This window comes from Paenibacillus sp. P2(2022) (assembly GCF_029522175.1).
Classification (GTDB): domain Bacteria; phylum Bacillota; class Bacilli; order Paenibacillales; family Paenibacillaceae; genus Paenibacillus; species Paenibacillus polymyxa.
In genome coordinates this window covers 219,141-235,846 of the sequence record NZ_JAKWFI010000005.1, presented here as the reverse complement: position 1 = coordinate 235,846, position 16,706 = coordinate 219,141, and the positions used below count along the sequence as shown (strand labels likewise).

The 16,706-nt window shown below is 50.2% G+C and carries 15 protein-coding genes; 3 read left to right on the top strand and 12 right to left on the bottom strand.

Going from position 1 to position 16,706, the window contains the following annotated elements; genetic code table 11:
* Together efeB and MMB75_RS18055 are read left to right on the top strand one after the other, a co-directional pair.
* Nucleotides 1-1,365, top strand: coding sequence for an iron uptake transporter deferrochelatase/peroxidase subunit (gene efeB, locus MMB75_RS18060; RefSeq protein ID WP_016818508.1), 1,365 nt, complete (start codon nt 1-3; stop codon nt 1,363-1,365).
* Nucleotides 1,366-1,389: 24 nt separating this feature from the next.
* Nucleotides 1,390-3,219 (top strand): FTR1 family iron permease, encoded by a 1,830-nt coding sequence (locus MMB75_RS18055; protein WP_045244858.1) that lies wholly within the window; start codon nt 1,390-1,392, stop codon nt 3,217-3,219.
* An 88-nt stretch (nt 3,220-3,307) separates the two neighbouring features.
* On the opposite strand, the gene MMB75_RS18050 is transcribed toward MMB75_RS18055, so the two are convergent.
* The 12 genes from MMB75_RS18050 to MMB75_RS17995 all read right to left on the bottom strand — a co-directional run bounded on the left by MMB75_RS18050 (nt 3,308) and on the right by MMB75_RS17995 (nt 15,474).
* Nucleotides 3,308-4,588, bottom strand: a complete 1,281-nt coding sequence (locus MMB75_RS18050; protein WP_016818506.1) for a type III PLP-dependent enzyme — start codon at nt 4,586-4,588, stop codon at nt 3,308-3,310.
* An 82-nt stretch (nt 4,589-4,670) separates the two neighbouring features.
* Nucleotides 4,671-5,759, bottom strand: a complete 1,089-nt coding sequence (locus MMB75_RS18045) for a Gfo/Idh/MocA family protein (protein WP_016818505.1) — start codon at nt 5,757-5,759, stop codon at nt 4,671-4,673.
* Nucleotides 5,756-6,907: a hypothetical protein gene (locus MMB75_RS18040; protein ID WP_016818504.1), complete on the bottom strand. Its 1,152-nt coding sequence runs from the start codon at nt 6,905-6,907 to the stop codon at nt 5,756-5,758. The genes MMB75_RS18045 and MMB75_RS18040 overlap by 4 nt, the downstream gene beginning before the upstream one ends.
* Nucleotides 6,908-6,924: 17 nt before the next feature.
* Nucleotides 6,925-8,457, bottom strand: coding sequence for an ATP-grasp domain-containing protein (locus MMB75_RS18035; protein WP_016818503.1), 1,533 nt, complete (start codon nt 8,455-8,457; stop codon nt 6,925-6,927).
* Between the two features lie 49 nt (nt 8,458-8,506).
* Nucleotides 8,507-9,319: an ABC transporter permease gene (locus MMB75_RS18030; protein ID WP_016818502.1), complete on the bottom strand. Its 813-nt coding sequence runs from the start codon at nt 9,317-9,319 to the stop codon at nt 8,507-8,509.
* Between the two features lies 1 nt (nt 9,320).
* Nucleotides 9,321-10,127 carry an ABC transporter permease gene (locus MMB75_RS18025; protein WP_016818501.1) on the bottom strand — a complete coding sequence of 269 codons (807 nt, stop codon included), beginning with the start codon at nt 10,125-10,127 and terminating at the stop codon, nt 9,321-9,323.
* The gene (locus MMB75_RS18020; RefSeq protein ID WP_016818500.1) at nt 10,117-11,109 is read right to left on the bottom strand and encodes an ABC transporter ATP-binding protein; all 993 of its coding nucleotides are present in this window, start codon (nt 11,107-11,109) and stop codon (nt 10,117-10,119) included. The genes MMB75_RS18025 and MMB75_RS18020 overlap by 11 nt, the downstream gene beginning before the upstream one ends.
* A 70-nt stretch (nt 11,110-11,179) precedes the next feature.
* Entirely contained in the window at nt 11,180-12,256 is a 1,077-nt protein-coding gene (locus MMB75_RS18015) for a hypothetical protein (protein ID WP_045244859.1), read from the bottom strand.
* Nucleotides 12,249-12,494 carry an acyl carrier protein gene (locus MMB75_RS18010; protein ID WP_016818498.1) on the bottom strand — a complete coding sequence of 82 codons (246 nt, stop codon included), beginning with the start codon at nt 12,492-12,494 and terminating at the stop codon, nt 12,249-12,251. The genes MMB75_RS18015 and MMB75_RS18010 overlap by 8 nt, the downstream gene beginning before the upstream one ends.
* Before the next feature lie 18 nt (nt 12,495-12,512).
* Nucleotides 12,513-13,889 (bottom strand): preATP grasp domain-containing protein, encoded by a 1,377-nt coding sequence (locus tag MMB75_RS18005; RefSeq protein WP_016818497.1) that lies wholly within the window; start codon nt 13,887-13,889, stop codon nt 12,513-12,515.
* Nucleotides 13,890-13,955: 66 nt separating this feature from the next.
* Nucleotides 13,956-15,149 (bottom strand): radical SAM/SPASM domain-containing protein, encoded by a 1,194-nt coding sequence (locus tag MMB75_RS18000; protein WP_016818496.1) that lies wholly within the window; start codon nt 15,147-15,149, stop codon nt 13,956-13,958.
* 46 nt (nt 15,150-15,195) lie between these two features.
* Entirely contained in the window at nt 15,196-15,474 is a 279-nt protein-coding gene (locus MMB75_RS17995; protein ID WP_016818495.1) for an acyl carrier protein, read from the bottom strand.
* A 364-nt stretch (nt 15,475-15,838) separates the two neighbouring features.
* On the opposite strand from MMB75_RS17995, the gene MMB75_RS17990 reads away from it, so the two are divergent.
* Complete coding sequence (locus MMB75_RS17990) at nt 15,839-16,705, top strand: MurR/RpiR family transcriptional regulator (protein WP_017427351.1); 867 nt, start codon at nt 15,839-15,841, stop codon at nt 16,703-16,705.
* Nucleotide 16,706: the final 1 nt, after the last annotated feature.

The window sequence follows — 16,706 nt, the reverse complement described above, 5'->3', positions numbered from 1 at the left end:
ATGAAAGGCTTTAAGCGGCAAAAAGGACAAGAAAAGTCGCAGTATGCGGAATCCCGTAATGAACAGTCTGATCTGACAGAAAAGGATGCTCAGCCAGCGGATGATGAGCGATCAGGAAAAGGCAAATCTGTATCACGCCGTGATCTATTGAAGCTGGCCGGGGTAGGCGGATTAGGTCTACTGCTTGGCGGCGGGGGCGTGGGCGCTGTGCTGTCAGCCAGTCAACGCCTCGAAAGCATGATGACGGAGGCAGATACCAAAGATGTAGTTCCTTTTTACGGCAAACATCAGGCGGGAATTGTAACTCCGGCACAAGATTTTATCTGTTTCGCCGCTTTCGATCTAACAACCCCCGACAAGGAACAGGTGCGGAATCTCTTCAAGGCCTGGACGGAAGCAAGTGCTACAATGACTTCTGGTGTGCTGCTTGGCACCGATAATGAAAATATCAACCTCCCTCCTTCCGATACGGGCGAGGCAGCGGGATTATCTCCGTCCCGGACGACGATCACTTTTGGGGTGGGCCCCTCCTTTTTTGATGGACGGTATGGCCTGGCAGGGCTCAAGCCTGCCGGGTTCCGTGAGTTGCCTCGTTTTCAGGGAGACGCCCTGGATGAGCAATGGTGCGGCGGTGATATCGGAGTGCAGGTATGTGCCAATGACTTGCAGGTAGCTTTCCATGCCCTGCGTAATTTGGCGCGTATCGCCAGAGGAACGGCGGTACTCCGTTGGACGCAGGAAGGTTTCCAGCGGACGGCACAAGCTGATCCTGCGGGCAGCACACCGCGCAATTTGCTCGGCTTCAAAGATGGCACGGGAAACCCGGACACGTCCAAGGCAGACGAGATGAATCGGCTGGTGTGGACACAGACCAATGACGGACCAGCATGGATGGGCGACGGCAGCTATATGGCTGTACGCCGTATTCGTATGCGAGTAGAGGTATGGGATCGTTCAACATTAGGTGACCAGGAGGATACCTTTGGACGCCATCGCAGCAGCGGTGCCCCACTGGGCAAAAGCAAAGAGTTTGACAAGCTGGATCTGGCGGCTACAAGCCCTGAAGGCAAGCCGCTTACGCCCCCTACCTCTCATGTGGCATTGGCTCATGGGAACGGGAGCATTAATATTTTGCGGAGATCTTATTCCTATTCAAGCGGATTAGACAAACAAACAGGACAGCTCGATGCCGGACTGCTGTTCATCAGCTACCAGCGTGATCTGTTCAAGCAGTTCGTTCACATTCAGGAGAAGCTTGCACGTAATGACAAGCTGAACGAATACATTGTACACAAAGGCAGCGCAGTGTTCGCCTGCTTCCCAGGTGTGTCGCAAGGCGGCTACATCGGGGATACGTTATTTTAGCAGCAGGCAAGGAAGGGGATTTATATGAATCGGCGCAATAAAAGCTTGGGGTGGGTGTTTGTGCTGGTGGCGGCTCTGCTGCTGACAGTAACTCCCTTCATATCCGGCTCCAGGTCCGCTGCTTTCGCACAATCAAATGCTAAAGCTGTCTCTAATGATCAGCTGATGCCTGTGGTCGGCGGAGCACTGGTGGAGGCGGGACAAGACCAATGGACGGAAGCCTCCAAGGACCTAAAGGAATTCCGTGGTTTATGGGAAGCCGCCAAAGCAAATGGCGGGGATTCAGCTCACATCGCGGCTGTAGATCAAGCTCTGACCGATGCAGAAGAGGCGCTTGCCCATGGCGGCGGGGATTCAGCGAAAGCTGCGTTATCCGTGCTGGCGCGCTCGGTCAATGAGTTTGTGACTGCTGCCGAAGGAGATCAACCGGCTCCCGCCGGAGCTAAAGCAGCGGAAAAACTGCTTCCTATGGCGAAGGGCAGTCTGGCTGCCATGCAAAAAGGCGATTGGGCTGCTGCGCGGGTGGATTACGACCGAATCGTTAAAGCCTGGTATCAGGTGGAGACCCCGATTCGTCTGGACCATTTTTCGGTATACAGTTCGCTTGAAACAAAAATCAGCCTTATTCGCATCTCTATGCAAGCAGAGCCCATACGTCAAGCACAGGCTCTCAAGGAAATGCAGGAGTTAACGACGCTGCTGTCTGATTATAGTCAGGGCAAACTTGTGAACACAGATCAAGGGGCAGATGCAGGCAATGCCGCTGCCGGAGCAGCGAATGGTTCAACAGCTTCCCTCGGCGATGCAGTCACCCTGCTCGAATCCGCACGCCAAGATGTTGTAGCTAATCAGCCAGAGCAGGCCGCAGACAAGGTAGGTCAGTTTATCGCTACATGGCCTTCTGTCGAAGGACATGTACAAATTTCCGATCCGGCGTCTTACACTGCGATTGAAAATCAAATGACCGAGACTTCTGGATATCTGCTGTCTTCCCCACCGAATATGGATAAAGCCTTGCAGACTCTTGATCAGATGCTGGACAGGCTCCGTCCGTTGACCGAGGAACGTTCTTATACTGCATGGGATGCCGCACTGATTTTGCTGCGCGAGGGCATGGAGGCCATTCTCGTGCTCGCAGCTCTGCTCGCGTATGCCAAAAAAAGCGGCGAAGCTGTGGCTGGACGATGGATATGGGCAGGAGCTGGTACAGGACTGGTGCTAAGCGGAATACTGGCGGTGCTGTTCACCTCGTTGGTGACAGCTGCTGCATCGGGCAGCATGCGTGAGCTGTTGGAAGGTGTCACCGGGCTGGTAGCAGTTGTACTGATGCTAACGGTCGGTAACTGGCTGCATAGCAAATCCAATGCTGCTGCGTGGAACCGCTTTGTGGAAAACAGCGTGGGCAATGCGCTGGCACGGGGCAGCCTATGGTCACTCTTTGCGGTTTCTGCGCTCGCGATTCTACGTGAAGGAGCCGAGACAGCTATTTTTTATATCGGTATGGCTCCGGCCATTAAAACCTCGCAATTGCTGATTGGTATTGGCTCAGCAACGGTTATACTGGTCGTCCTTGCTTTAGCGATCATCAAGTTCAGTGTAAGGTTGCCAATTCGCGCCTTTTTCCTGACCGCCACTATACTGATCTACTATCTCGTATTCCGATTTCTGGGCGAAAGTATTCATTCCCTTCAGGTGGCAGGCAAGCTGCCGGGACACACTGCGTCCTCGCTTCCTTCTATTAGCTGGTTGGGAATGTATCCAACTTGGGAAACATTTGTCCCACAAGCCCTTGTGCTGATCTTTATGGTATGGCAGCTTGTCCGTCAGGAAATACGCAGCTCCAAAGCACGTTAAGTCAATACTACAATGCTGAAAATGTAAAAAACGCCAAATCACAGGTCCGATGGATATCGGCTCCTATGATTTTGGCGTTTTTACATACTTACATCACATCCTCAGGCAACGCAATCATACGCTGATGGTGCAGCAGGTCCGTGCGATCACCGTGTTCACGAATGACATGCACTTCCCCGCGATAATCGAGCAGTTCCGCTGGAGTAGCATGTCCCAAAAAATATAATGGGCTGTAGCTTAATCCATAGGCTCCTGCGTTCGGAAAAGCAATATAATCGCCTTCGCGAATCGGGGGCAGCTCCGCTTTTTTCACAATACAATCCTCGGGTGTACAAAGCGGACCGACAATGCTTACCGTCTCCAGCGCCGTGGAAACCTCTTCTCCCACTTGTCTGCGCATAATTCGCACCGGGTAATTGTCCCTTAAGCGGCGTCCCCGAAAGGTAGCTGAGACGTAGTGATTCATGCCGCCATCAGCCACGACAAACTTCTCTCCCTTGGATTCCTTGGTATACAACGCCCGGCAGACATACATGCCTGATTGAGCGACCAAATACCTGCCGCTTTCAATGATCAGCCTAACCCCGGGCATACTGGATCGAGTCTGTTCCGCGAGTGCATTGAGTCCGTCAATGACGTGATCCATATCGAGCGGCTGTTCATGAGCAAAATAAGGTACACCAAACCCACCGCCCAAATTGACCGTATGCATCGCCACACCATACTGAGCCTGCACCCGTTCTGCCAACTGCAAGGTATTCGCAAATGAAGCTAAAATCTGATCCGCTTTCAGCATTTGCGTACCTGTATACACTTGAATGCCTTGAAAATATACGTGCGGGCAATCTTCCAGCACCTTAAAAAAGTGATCCAGCTGCCCTTCATCGACTCCAAAAGGGCGCGGAACACCGCCCATTTTAATCGTTGCTCCCGACAGGTCATTATCGGGATTAATTCGAACCGCAGCTCTGACAAACACGCCTGTTTGGGCAGCAATGTCCTCCAGTAGACGTAGCTCTCTCACCGATTCAACATGGATGCAGCCGATCCCACAGGCTATCGCCTCGCGCAGCTCGGCTACCGTTTTCCCCGGCCCAGCGTACAGCACATCCTCCGCAGCATACCCGGCCTCCATGGCGACGAACATTTCTCCAGCCGAGGCAATTTCCACACCGCAACCTAACGAGCGCAGCAACCCAGCCAAGGCTACGTTACCATTAGCCTTGAGCGCGTAATGTACACGCACGGCCGGATGTAACCGGGCCAGCAACGAGCTGACGTGAGCATGCAGCGCGTCCCCATCATAATAATAAAAGGGTGTCGGATGCTCGCCGAATCGCTCCAGTAAGACTTGATCCTTTTGATCCATCTGCCGAATCCCTCCTTTCTTTGCTTGGATACTCTGTATTTGGTATTACTCGAATTTCACCGATTGAAAACCACAATCATACTCATATGGCATAGATCGCCTCGCCTGAGCGTGCTGCTTGATGAATAGCTGCCAGCAGTCTGACGCGTTCAGCAGCCTCATGAAATGGAATGGGCTCCGTTTCACCCCGGATGATGCTGCAGAAGGCATCCAACTGATTGACATAATAGTTCATGGGCTCAAAAACCGTTTTGCTATGCGAGGATGTCTGTGATAACAAGGACTGTGCTGCCGTATCTGTTATATTCACCGCGATATCCTTCTTTATTTCCGTCTTGAGTGTCATTTTATAAAAGCCTAAATTCGCCCGAAAGCAATCCTTTAAGGTGACTACTGCCGAATCAAAGGTCAGTACATGAGCACAGCGATAAGGTCGCTCAAATGAGAAGAGGGCAGATGCCTCTAGTCCGCTTGGGTAACGGGCTTGTGCACGAAATGTCCAGTCACAGCCATGGGGGCCATCGAAATCCGATTGACTGTGGAATTCCGCCTGCTCCAATCCAACGACGGCCTGAAGCAATTGGAGCCAGTACACACCCAGATCCCAAAAGCAGCCCCCGCCTTGCTCCGGTCGGGATCGGTAATTGTCCGCATGCCCTTCTTTTGCCGGAATGCATAGACTCGTCTCTATGGAGCATAAGCGACCATAGCGACCCGATTCTACGATTCTGCGCAGCTCACGTTGCCAGGGATGATGCTGCACCATGACTCCCTCCAGCAGATAAGCGTTGCACTGGTCGACGATAGCTGCCAAAGGAGCCAGATCAGCCGTATTCAGGCATAACGGTTTTTCCACCAGCACGTGCTTATGAGCTTGTAAGGCTCTGCCAATCCACTCAGCATGTAAATCGTTGCTGAGCGCAATATATACAGCGTCGATGTCTGGGTCTTTTAACATATCCTCAGCATGTTGATAAACGACATTGACTCCATAACGCTCTGCCATTTCTTCCGCCTTGGCAACCGTACGGTTCGCAAGCGCGGTCACGCGTGCTCCTGCAACATGTCGGATCGGTTCCAGCAACGCACGAGGGGCAATGGCAGAACAGCCAATGATCCCAAAGCGAATATCTGGCATCGCAGGTTCTTGCGCAGCCGCGGCCGCGTTCATGATCCCTGCTCCATTCCTGATGGCACTTGAATGCTCTTCACATAGGACTCTATATAACGCGGCGTCCGACTGCGCAGCTCTACGATCCTCCGATGCATTTCCTCCAGAATCTGAGCACTGGCGCCATAGGTTCCAATCCACGTCTCGTAGCGCATGCCTAACCCCAGACGTTCCCATAGATCCGCATTATGCTTCTCATGCACACCAAACGGCTCCAGCATAATCAACGGAGTAGCTGTAGCGAACGAATCGGTCAGGCTGCCGCCACCGGGCTTGCTGACAATGGCCTGGGCATGACATGCTCGGTCCAGCATGCAATGGTAATCCGGTCCGACCTGATACACCGTTTCCTCACCCATTTTCACCTCTCCGAAAGGTGGAAATGTATGCTCCCCGGCTTCATTTCGTTGCCATGTTCTCCATTGCGGGTCCATCCGAAAATAGCGTATACTGTCCCGCTGTTCATCTGGCTGATCCTGATCATACAGCAGCAGATCCAGTTCCCAGCCCGCTTCTGCCAACCGTCCAACCTTCTCACGGTAGGTGCCCATCCCCCAACCGCCGCCATGTACGAATAAGCGGGATTGCCGTGCTTCAAAAGGGATATGCTCCACTGCTGGGATGTCAATATAGTGGCTGACTCTATTTTTATCATTTTCAAACAGGGTCGTTTCTCCACAGCCATCAGCAAAATGCGGATGATGCTTGGCTAGATTTTTCCAAGAAGGAGAAGGTGTCGAATCCATATACACGATGTCCACATACACCGACTCCGGCTCTCTGCGCCTGCGATACTCCTCCAGTACATACATCCAATGACCGGATAAGCATATAAAATACCGCCGATCCTCTTCTATCCATTGGTTCAGCAGTACTTCCATCGCTGCGGGGTCCAGTGAATGACGCATATCCTGCGGAACCTTTTGCGACATTAAGGCCACTGCAAAATTGTCATGGTAAGCTTTCCGACTTTTGTCGACCTTGAGACGGGCCGATTCTGGCAGTACATTTTCAAATACATGGATCGCCGTATCCATGCCCAGCTTGCGAAGACCTGCTTGCAGCAGCAAGCCAGGGGTATAAAAGCCCAATCCGAAACCGGAACACAAAATCGTTACCTTCATAAGCTTCTCCGTACTCTTACGCATGCTTATACGCCTCCCGTTTAATTCAGCACTGTAAAATGTCGCTCTGCCAAAAAACGCTCCAGCTTGGTAGTCAATCGCATTTTTTCCTCATCGCTCGCAGCAACCAGTTCCAAATAAAGCCGGCCTTTGCCTCGTGCCCGTTCATTTCCGTCAGCTTCTTGTTTACCATTCAAATCAGGCTGACTCATGCCGTTCCCTTCTGGTCCGCCATCGCTGGCTCCAATTCCACTTACGCGAACCTGCTTGGCAGATGATCTGCCTCCGCGCCCGGTTGTGTTTCTGCTTGGCGTGGTTGTATGACCTGCAGTCTTGTTCTCACCGTCTCGTCCACCTGTGTTTACATATAACGTATTGGCTCCCAGAGGCATGACACCTTCCTCACGCTCACCTGTGAATAGCAATCCCTCGCCTTTCAGCCCTTCCAGCAGTTCTTCATAGGATAGACTCCCATCATGGGACAGCGAATAATTCGTCAACGTGCCATGCATATTTTTCCCGGCCAGATAGGTATCGAGCTGATGCTTGATCAAACTCATCGACTTTCTGGCATTAATTTCGATAATGGGCTCCAGCTTCCCGCCGCGAAGTGTCATGGAGTCAATACAAACATCGCCATAATATCCATCCCGATACAATTGCTGCCCCACGTCCTGCATCAAGCTAAAATAGCCGTCGCGCTCCAAACGTTCCATAAAAGCCTTGTCTGGCGATAGGGATTCCCGATAGGCGAATTGAGTATTAGCCAGCCATTGCACAGATATAATGTCGACACGTCCATCATCGCTAATCGTGAATTGGCATGAAAAATCCTGCTCTTTCTCCAGAAAAGGCTCCAACAGGAACAGTACCCGTTTGCCTTTACGCTCCTGTCCACGCAAATACGATACGACCCGGTCCAGCATTTGTGTCGAGGTAATGTGTAGATTGCCTTTGCCCGATACGCCAAAATCATCCTTGATTAAAAAGCTTCCATCCCGCAGCAGTTTACGTCCTGCTTCAGCGACATCCGCAAACGAAGTCACAATATGGCCTGGATTGCGCAGACCTAGATTGCGTTTTAGCTCAGAGGAATAGGTTTTGGCATTTACCTTGCGAATCGTTTCCAGCGGTGGCTGATGCAATGTAATTCCCCAAGCACGTGCGGCCTCCTCCACATGCGGCAACCCCGCAAATGGACTAAGCACACAGCCCTCCAACTGAGGAAAACCTTCATCGGCATCCGTCTTGCGACTGCTCAGCAGCTCAAAAACGGATGCGGCCGACACATTGCCCGCCTGTTCCATTCCGTCAGTCAAATCCCGTTCGTTTACAGCCGGATGAAAGCCTAGCTGCGCGATATACTGACGGTGCACAGGTGAAATGGCATAACGTGTCAATAAGGCGTCTCCCGGCTGGCAAAAGCTAAAAAGCAATTCATCCATAGCTGCTACTATGGCCGAAGAAGCCCGGTCAGGCAGGGCGGGTAGGGAAGCTAGCTCGGTATCTCGCCAGTAAGCCTCCGCTTCGAACGTGCCCATATATAAATGACGCTGGTTCGGTATCGCATTCATATGATTCGCTTCCTTTCCTGCTTCATTATGAACCTACTACACGGTAGCGCTACTGGCTCGCGCTCGTATAATCACGTAGAGCAAACTGCCATATCAAGCGGATAATCGCCAGCAGCCAGAGAGGTGCGAGAAAGGCCCATAGCATCAAACCGGGTTGCATTTTACCGAGAATGAACATGGGCGGAAAATTACATATGACAAACACCGGAAGCACAAACAAGCCAATACGCTGAATCAGGTTACTGTATACGGCCATCGGCACGTAGTTTGTCTCGAAAATGCTGTTGGACAGCTCTGTAACACCGTTCGTGCGGATAATCCAGAAGGCCAGCAATTGGGGCAGCAAAAACACGGAGTATGCCGTAAGCACTCCACATCCGAGCAGCACAGCAAATCCTCCCACGGTTTCTACATCAAATGGCAACCCCAGATGATACCAGCCAATGCCTGTCATGATTCCACCGCCCACGACATTCGGCACAGTATAGCCCAGTTCAAATTGACGCAGTGTCACCATAAATTGCAGCGATACTGGTTTGGTCATGAGCACGTCCAGTGAGCCAGTGCGAATTTTGTCAGGCAGGCTTGTAAAATTACTGTAAAATAATCCACTATAAAATCCGCTCATCATCGTAAACACGCCGATATATAAGAGCATGGCATCGGGAGACCAGCCGTTAATGTCCGTCCCAGCGCGATATGGAAGCGATGCGTATAGCAACTTGATAAACAAATAAGCGGTTTCAACCAGGCATGCACTTATAAAATTAGTGCGGTATTCCATTTGCGACATGACGGAAAACTGGACAAATTTCCAGTACAGTCTGAGGTAACGTCCAACGTTTCGAAAAACATTTTTCATGTTAACCTCCCACCGAGACAAAGCGTTTGACTCCGGCTTGCCACACCCAGCGCGATACGGCCGCCAGCACTGCAATCCAGATCCATTGCACGCCAATGCCTTCAGCGGCTTCCAGCACAGTCAGCTTGCCCGTCAACGCATTCACCGGAAAAAATACGGTATAGCTGAACGGCAGCAGACTGAACAAACGGGCCAACGCATCTCCAAAAATCGTCAGCGGAAACACAGTACCGCTAGCTACATAAATGACAAGCGACACCGTATAAAAAAGTCCCGCCGATTCTGTCATCCAAAAAGCTATGCCACTCAGCGCATAATAGACCACAAAATTAAGCACAAGTGCTCCCGGCAACGCCAATATGTAAAGCAGGATGTACGATAGCTCGAAGCTAATTTGTCCTTCCAGGCTAAGGCATAACAGCAAAATAGCAGCCGCCAGCAGCACAACTGCGGACTGTATGACTTTGCCTCCAATAAACCGGCAAAAACGGTAGGCAAAATAATGTACAGGCTGTACCATGAATTTTGCCAGTCCACCTTCCTTGATATCTGTAGCAATTTCGTATTCAAAGCCTGTAGCAATCAGTTTTCCAGTTACTCCCGCCATAACCACATACACCAGCATTTCCGGCAGAGAATAGTCCACCACTCTTGCTTGTCCTGAAGAACCGAATACCGCAAGCCAGAGAAAAATTTGTGTCATGATCGGTAGCATAAATCCCGCCATTTGTAGCCAATAATTGGCTCGATACTCCATTTCGTTTTGCATACCAAGCTGGAGCACCTTCACATATTTGTTATTTCGCATCGGCCAGCCTGCCCCCATCATACAAATTGGCTATCCCCTCTTCCAGCGGGACGTCCTCAATCGTAAAATCAACGACAGGCAGTGCATCCAAAATCTTTTTGGACCAAGTCAACGTATCTTCTGCGTCCAGCTCAAATACCGCCTCCAGCTCCGAGTTGGAGCGAAGCTTGCCGAGCCCCGCCAACGTCAGGTTGGATACAGGGGTCTCCAGTCGAACCTTGAGCAGTTTACGAGCACCCATGACCTCATTCACCTTGTGCAAGTCTCCGTCATACACCAATCTGCCCCCACTGATAATGATGGACCTAGTGCATAAATCCTCAATGTCCTTCATGTAGTGGCTTGTCAGCAAAATGGTCGTCCGGTGTGTGCGATTATAAGCTTTGAAAAACTCCCGAATCCGCCGCTGAGAAACAAGGTCCAATCCGATGGTCGGCTCATCCAGTAAAATGACGCGTGGGCGATGCAGCAGCGCGGCGATTAGTTCCATTTTCATACGCTCGCCGAGCGATAGTCGCCGCACCTGCACATGAAGCTGCTCCTCCACCCCAAGCAGAGTGACCAGCTCATCCAGCGCCTCTTTATAACGGTTATCATCGATTTCGTAGATAAGCTTGTTCAGCTCGAACGACTCGCTTGCAGGCAAATCCCACCAGAGCTGGTTTTTCTGTCCCATTACGATGGAAAACTGACGTTTAAACTCCTTTTGGCGCTTCCACGGGGTAAAGCCGAGTACCGATGCCTCCCCGTCTGTGGGATGGAGAATGCCGGACAGCATTTTGAGCGTCGTTGTTTTGCCCGCCCCGTTTGGGCCAAGAAATCCGACAATCTCACCTTCCTCAATGCTAAAGCTAACATCCTGCACAGCCTTTTTGGTCAGCTGTTCACGCTTAAACAAATTTTGTAACGATTTGCGCACGCCCGGCTCCTTTTTGTAGTACGTAAACGTTTTCGACAATTGGTTTAATGTAATGGACGGCAATGAATTCCCCTCCTCTTTCCTCTGTGCGTGATACCTGGATGAACATGCCTGATATAGCCGAATGCTTAGACTACTCGGCTGCTTGCTCAGCTAAAATCATCAATTCCTCCAGCATATGGCGCTGTCTTTCAATCAATTGCAGAGCCCGCTCTGTAATCTCAGGCATCCGATGCTTGCGCAGTTGGAGTCCTGTTTTGTAAATATGCAGATTAAGCTTGTGCCAATCCCTGTGAAGTTCCTGCGCCAATTCAATGACATGCTGGGTTTGCGGCCCAAGCGTATCTTGATGCAGCCGGCAATAATCAGCTGTATAATCTGTCAAATGAAGAGCGCTGCCCAATCGCAGATTGTAATAGATTTCATGACAGTACGTCCGAAACTCCTGATCCTCCATGTCTTCTAACAGATGGAAGTCATCGACAAATGCCCGGTAACCTGCATCTCCCCGCTTGACCAGTTGGTCTGTTGCAACTTTCTCACCCGTCACATACTGACGAATATGGTAAGCACACGCAGCATGCAGCTCCCTTGGCGAAAGCGGGACAGGCTGCTCCACTAGCCATGCATACTCAATAATGCCCTGCATGAGGTCGTCGAGCCGGGCTGAGCCCACATAAGTCATCGCATGTCCCGAGGAATCGAGCAGGAAGCTATCATTCACCTGTGCCGTCCGTTCTTGCAAGTCCAATCCGCACAACTCAATCACATGGCCCCTTGGGTAATTTTTCACATATACGTCGTGATAGGTTAAAGCGGTGCTGGACGTATGCAGCATCGTACCATAGCCGGATGTGAGCACCTGCAACAGGTCGGTTTCATTGCTGACTCCTTCGATCCACGGTTCTACCCGAATAACCGGTCCGCCACTGGCGGCCATTTCTTGAAGCTGCTCCGGATATTTCTCCGGCCCGAAGCGCTTCAAATCTCCACCATACTCTGCGCACATACTCCCACACAGCATGAACAGCTCAGCTTCCGCCATGTTCACCCCATACCTCCGCAATGAAGTACGCAGGGAAGAATATACGCAATGTTTCCCTGGGAGAGCGTTTGCGATTTCTTCTGCACTATGGTCAACTATGGAATCATGATGAGTCCCCATATCGGATTGCGGCCTAGGTCTTGTCTGTTCAGCGCCCTTATGCATATTTGCCCAGCAGACGCTCAATGCCTTGCAATGTAGACAGATGCTCCAGCACCAAATCGTCGTCCTCCATCGTAATATCAAGCTCATTTTCTAATTCAACAATTAATTCAACAGCAGATAAGGAATTCAGCCCCAAGGTTCGCAGATCCTGATCCGGAGTGAGCTGTTCCAGCTCGCCGGGAGCCAGCTTCAAAACCTTTTCCAGTAAAGGTACTACATGGTATACGTCTGTTTTCATTCTCGATTCCCTCCTAATTTATGAGCATCCTAATCCAGCAATGATACCTTCCAATTTGTGCGCATAAGCATCAGCTTCCTGCCAACTGTCTGCCAAAATAAGTGTAAAAATCCGGTTCACATAGCCCCGTTTCACAGGAATACCAGACAAAGTGCCCGCCGTATAAACAAACACCCCTTCAGGTCGCTCGGGTGTATATAACAAGCCTTCCTCCGCCAGCAACCCGCACAAACGGCTGTAGGTGAGAGGTGTAGTGGTCACGTTGCGATAATAACGGGACAAGGTCTTATGCTGTTCTCCCAAGACAGAGGACAGGAACGAGATGTAAGTAGACAGGGTAAATCTGCCGTTAATCTCGATCACTGGAACCAGCAAACCATCTTCGTCAACAAAACCGTCAATGGAAGCCATTCCCGTATACCCGATGGAATAGAGATACGTTCCCAACTGATAGGCGCATCGTCTCACTTCTTCCTCCAGCGTTTCGCCAATATCAGCGGGAACCTGGGACCCGATATAGACTGTGCCGTCTACGTTTTGCCTTTTTAGTGAAAACATCGTCACCCCACCGCCCTCGTCAATGCAGAGCTGGTAGTTCAGATCCATTTGCTTATTGTGCCAGCGCTCCACCAGCCAGCCGCCAGAAGACGATGACGAGCCGCCGAAGCGTCTCATCACACTCAGCAGTGTATCCAGCTTGGACAGCTCGTCCAGCATATACATGCCTTGTCCCGAGGCACCGTGCGGCTGCTTAATAATCAGCTTCACGGGCTCGTCCGATAAGCCAGCCAATCTCTCACATTCTCTGCGAATTGCCGCTTCATCTGCACACACAGCGCCTTCGCTGACAGCAAAACCAAGCTTTTGTGCGGTCAGACGGCTAAATATTTTATCATTCACCTGGGCGCACACCGCAGATGGAGCGCCGATCAGCTCCAGCCCGCAACGCTCCGCAATCGCTTCCTCCTGCGGTGTGACCGCATAGGGTACGAGCCATGCTTTGGTACCACCGCTGCTATGGCCTGCATCCGCAACCGCGCGTAATCGTGCCAAAAGCGCGTCATCCGCCAGTACCAGCTCTGAAATCGGCGTTAGCGGATCAGAGGGCTCTGGTACCTCAATACGCGGCAGGCTGAAGCCTAACCGCTGAAGCATGTCCAGAAATGCCTCATCCGGCTGTTCACGGAGTACAATGACATCCTGACTTCGGCATAGCAGGAGATTCATTTCCTCCATCCGGTTTACAACCTGCTGTTCATCCCGGTCTACCATGCCCCCCTTCCGGGGGGATGGATGCCACACTTGCTCTGCGCCGATATTAAACAGCCAAATCAGGACCCCATGATCCCGTTCATGAGCAAGTGCTTCCACAAGGTTAATCGTTTTAGTCGTCACGTCTTGTCATCATCCCTCTCTCTTCCATCTAGTAGCAAACAATATCCATAGGAGATCCATAGGAAACTAAATGTATTTCAGAGAGCCTGCCCCGTGCAGATACAGTACACTGCATTTGGAGCACACCGGCGTCAATCCTTCATGGTTAATCTTTTGACGGGTTTTTTCATACGCATCCGAATTCCATATTTCCTTCAGACTGTGCTCACGCAAACTTCCAATTGTGAACTCACTGAAAAATTTGCAAGGCATAACCTTTCCGTCTGGTAAAATATCTGTTCTGGAGGTGAGCGCCAAGCAATGATTGGAACAACGGCTGACCATTTCCTCGCCATGTATAAATTTATCAATTTCCTCATAATCCAAGCCGGGCTGATAGCGCACGCGAATGTTCCATACCCGCTCATTGATCCGCTGTAATTCCTGCATCAGAGGGTCAATGTTAGCCGGGTTGATTTTATATTTGAAAGCATGCCAGCTACTAATATTTTTTTCTTCAAGTTGTCGGAGCCAGGAGAAATTACGTGTAAAATATTCATCCATTTTAAAGGAGGTTTCTTTGGAAATGTACCAGGGGAACGTCAGCAGCACCAGATCCAGCCTCTTGTCCTCCAACATTTGCAGAAATTCGTACATCCGTCCGATCATGTTATCGTTAATGACCGCATGGACAGTTACCCGTCCCTTGTACAATCCCTGATCGCGAAGTTCAATCAGCTTATCCATCTGCCGCATTGTTTTTTGAAAGGTGCCTTTACCGCGTATTAAATCGTGTTCTCTTTCAAAACCTTCAATCGCTATTAACAATTCCAGATTTTCAGACAAGTCCAAAATCCGGTCCAAATATTTATCAATGAGTAGTCCATTTGTACAAAAGGTCATTTCACGCCGATCTTCCGCCAGCACGTCCAAAATTTCATCAAAGCGCCGGTGAAACATCGGTTCACCACCCCACATGTACAGTCGGGACTTAACCTCCTTCGTTTCGCTCAATATCTGCCGGAGCATGTCCGGGGCAAGATCCATATTCTGTTCTTCTTTATCCATCTGGTGATGATAGCCTTCCTCGTTCCATTCAAAGCAGTGCGTGCATCTTAAGTTGCAACGGTTGGTCAGCTTAATACCGATCGTCTGGGGCATGTCCGTTTTGAAAGCAGGGTCCTGTGTTGCGTTACGATAAGACACGGAAGCGTTTTTCAGGTTACGCTTGATGAGCTTGAAAGCCTTCTCATCAATCAGCACATTGCTTTTGGGCTGCATGCTAACACCTCGTTTAATGGATTTTCAGGCAAAGTCTACCCTGCGTTCAGACTGTCTCCATACCTTCCGGGTGCGGCACTTGCTCCGCATCGCTCATTTCTTGAATGTAACTGCAAAACGCATCTACTGAACGGAGATGTTCCAACTCAAAGGAGTCAAAATCAATCTCCACATCAAATGCATCCTCCACTTGCAGCATGAAATGAACCAATTGCAACGAATCTAGTCCTGCATCATGAATAATGTCCGAATGTCCATCCAGCTTAGCGACCAATTCAGGATCTTCCTTGACCGCGCTGATCATTTCAATCACTTGGCTTTGCATAGCAAACTCCTCCTTGTGAATGAGATACTACTCTTCCGTCCAACGATGCCGTCTAAAAAGCTCCTAGAAAATTTCCTTGCTTGGAACTATATTCAATTATACTCCTCCATTGAAGAGACAAGTCAATAGGTTGTTTTGTAAGTAAAAGTCGCAAGATGTAAATTAATGTATGATTACTTCTACAAATTTTTCTGCATTCATTATTCATTTTATAGAAGCTACACTTGAAAGCGATCAGCCTCTCTCCTCTTGTATGAAGAGCGTAATTATTTTACAATATACACGAAAATATTTTTCTTTATTTTATTGAATTAAACGATACTTTTTTTCATAAAAGCATTATATAGCTAAAGGAGCACAGCCCATGTCCCCCATTCTTCATACATTATCCCATCGACTGGAGCAGTTGCCCGTACAAGAGCGTAAGCTGGCGGAATCTATCCTGCAAGCCCCGGAGAATGTGCTGCACCTGGGTATTCGGGAACTGTCAGAGCGTTGTGGTGTGAGTGCCGCAACCGTTACACGGTTTTGTAAATCACTCCATTTTAAAGGGTATCCCGATTTCAAAATGAAGCTGGCCGCCGAGTTGTCCCATTCCAACCTTACAGGTGAAGAATCCTACCAGGACATTGTGGCTGGAAATTCACTTTCCCGCATCGTGCAAGCTATTCAGGCAAACCATACGGCCTCCATCGCGGACACGACCCGGCTGCTGGATTTCGACAAGCTGGAGCAGGCCATTGCATGGCTGTCAGCCACAAGCCGTATTGATCTCTATGGGATGGCGACATCCTCGATTGTGGCGCAGGATTTTTACCAGAAGCTAATCCGTATTGGCAAGAATAGCACTGCCTTCGCGGATTTTCACATGCAGATCACCTCTGCCTCCTCGCTCGGAGCGGAGGATGTAGCCTTTGCCGTCTCTTATTCAGGAGAAACCCAGGAGACGATTGCGGCTCTCCGCTGTGCAAAGGAACAAGGTGCTAAAACATTATCCCTGACCTCCTTCGGAAACAATACGCTGGCAAGCCTTGCGGATATTGCGCTATTTTCCTCTTCGTTGGAGGAAGGAATGCGACGTGGAGACATGGCCTCCCGCATCGCCCAGCTTCATATTATAGATATCCTGTTTACAGGTATGGTGAGCGCTAATTTTGACAAATATATTCCGAGATTGGAAGGTTCATATCAACAAGTGAGTAAGCTCAAAAAACAACCAGGGGGTCACTAAA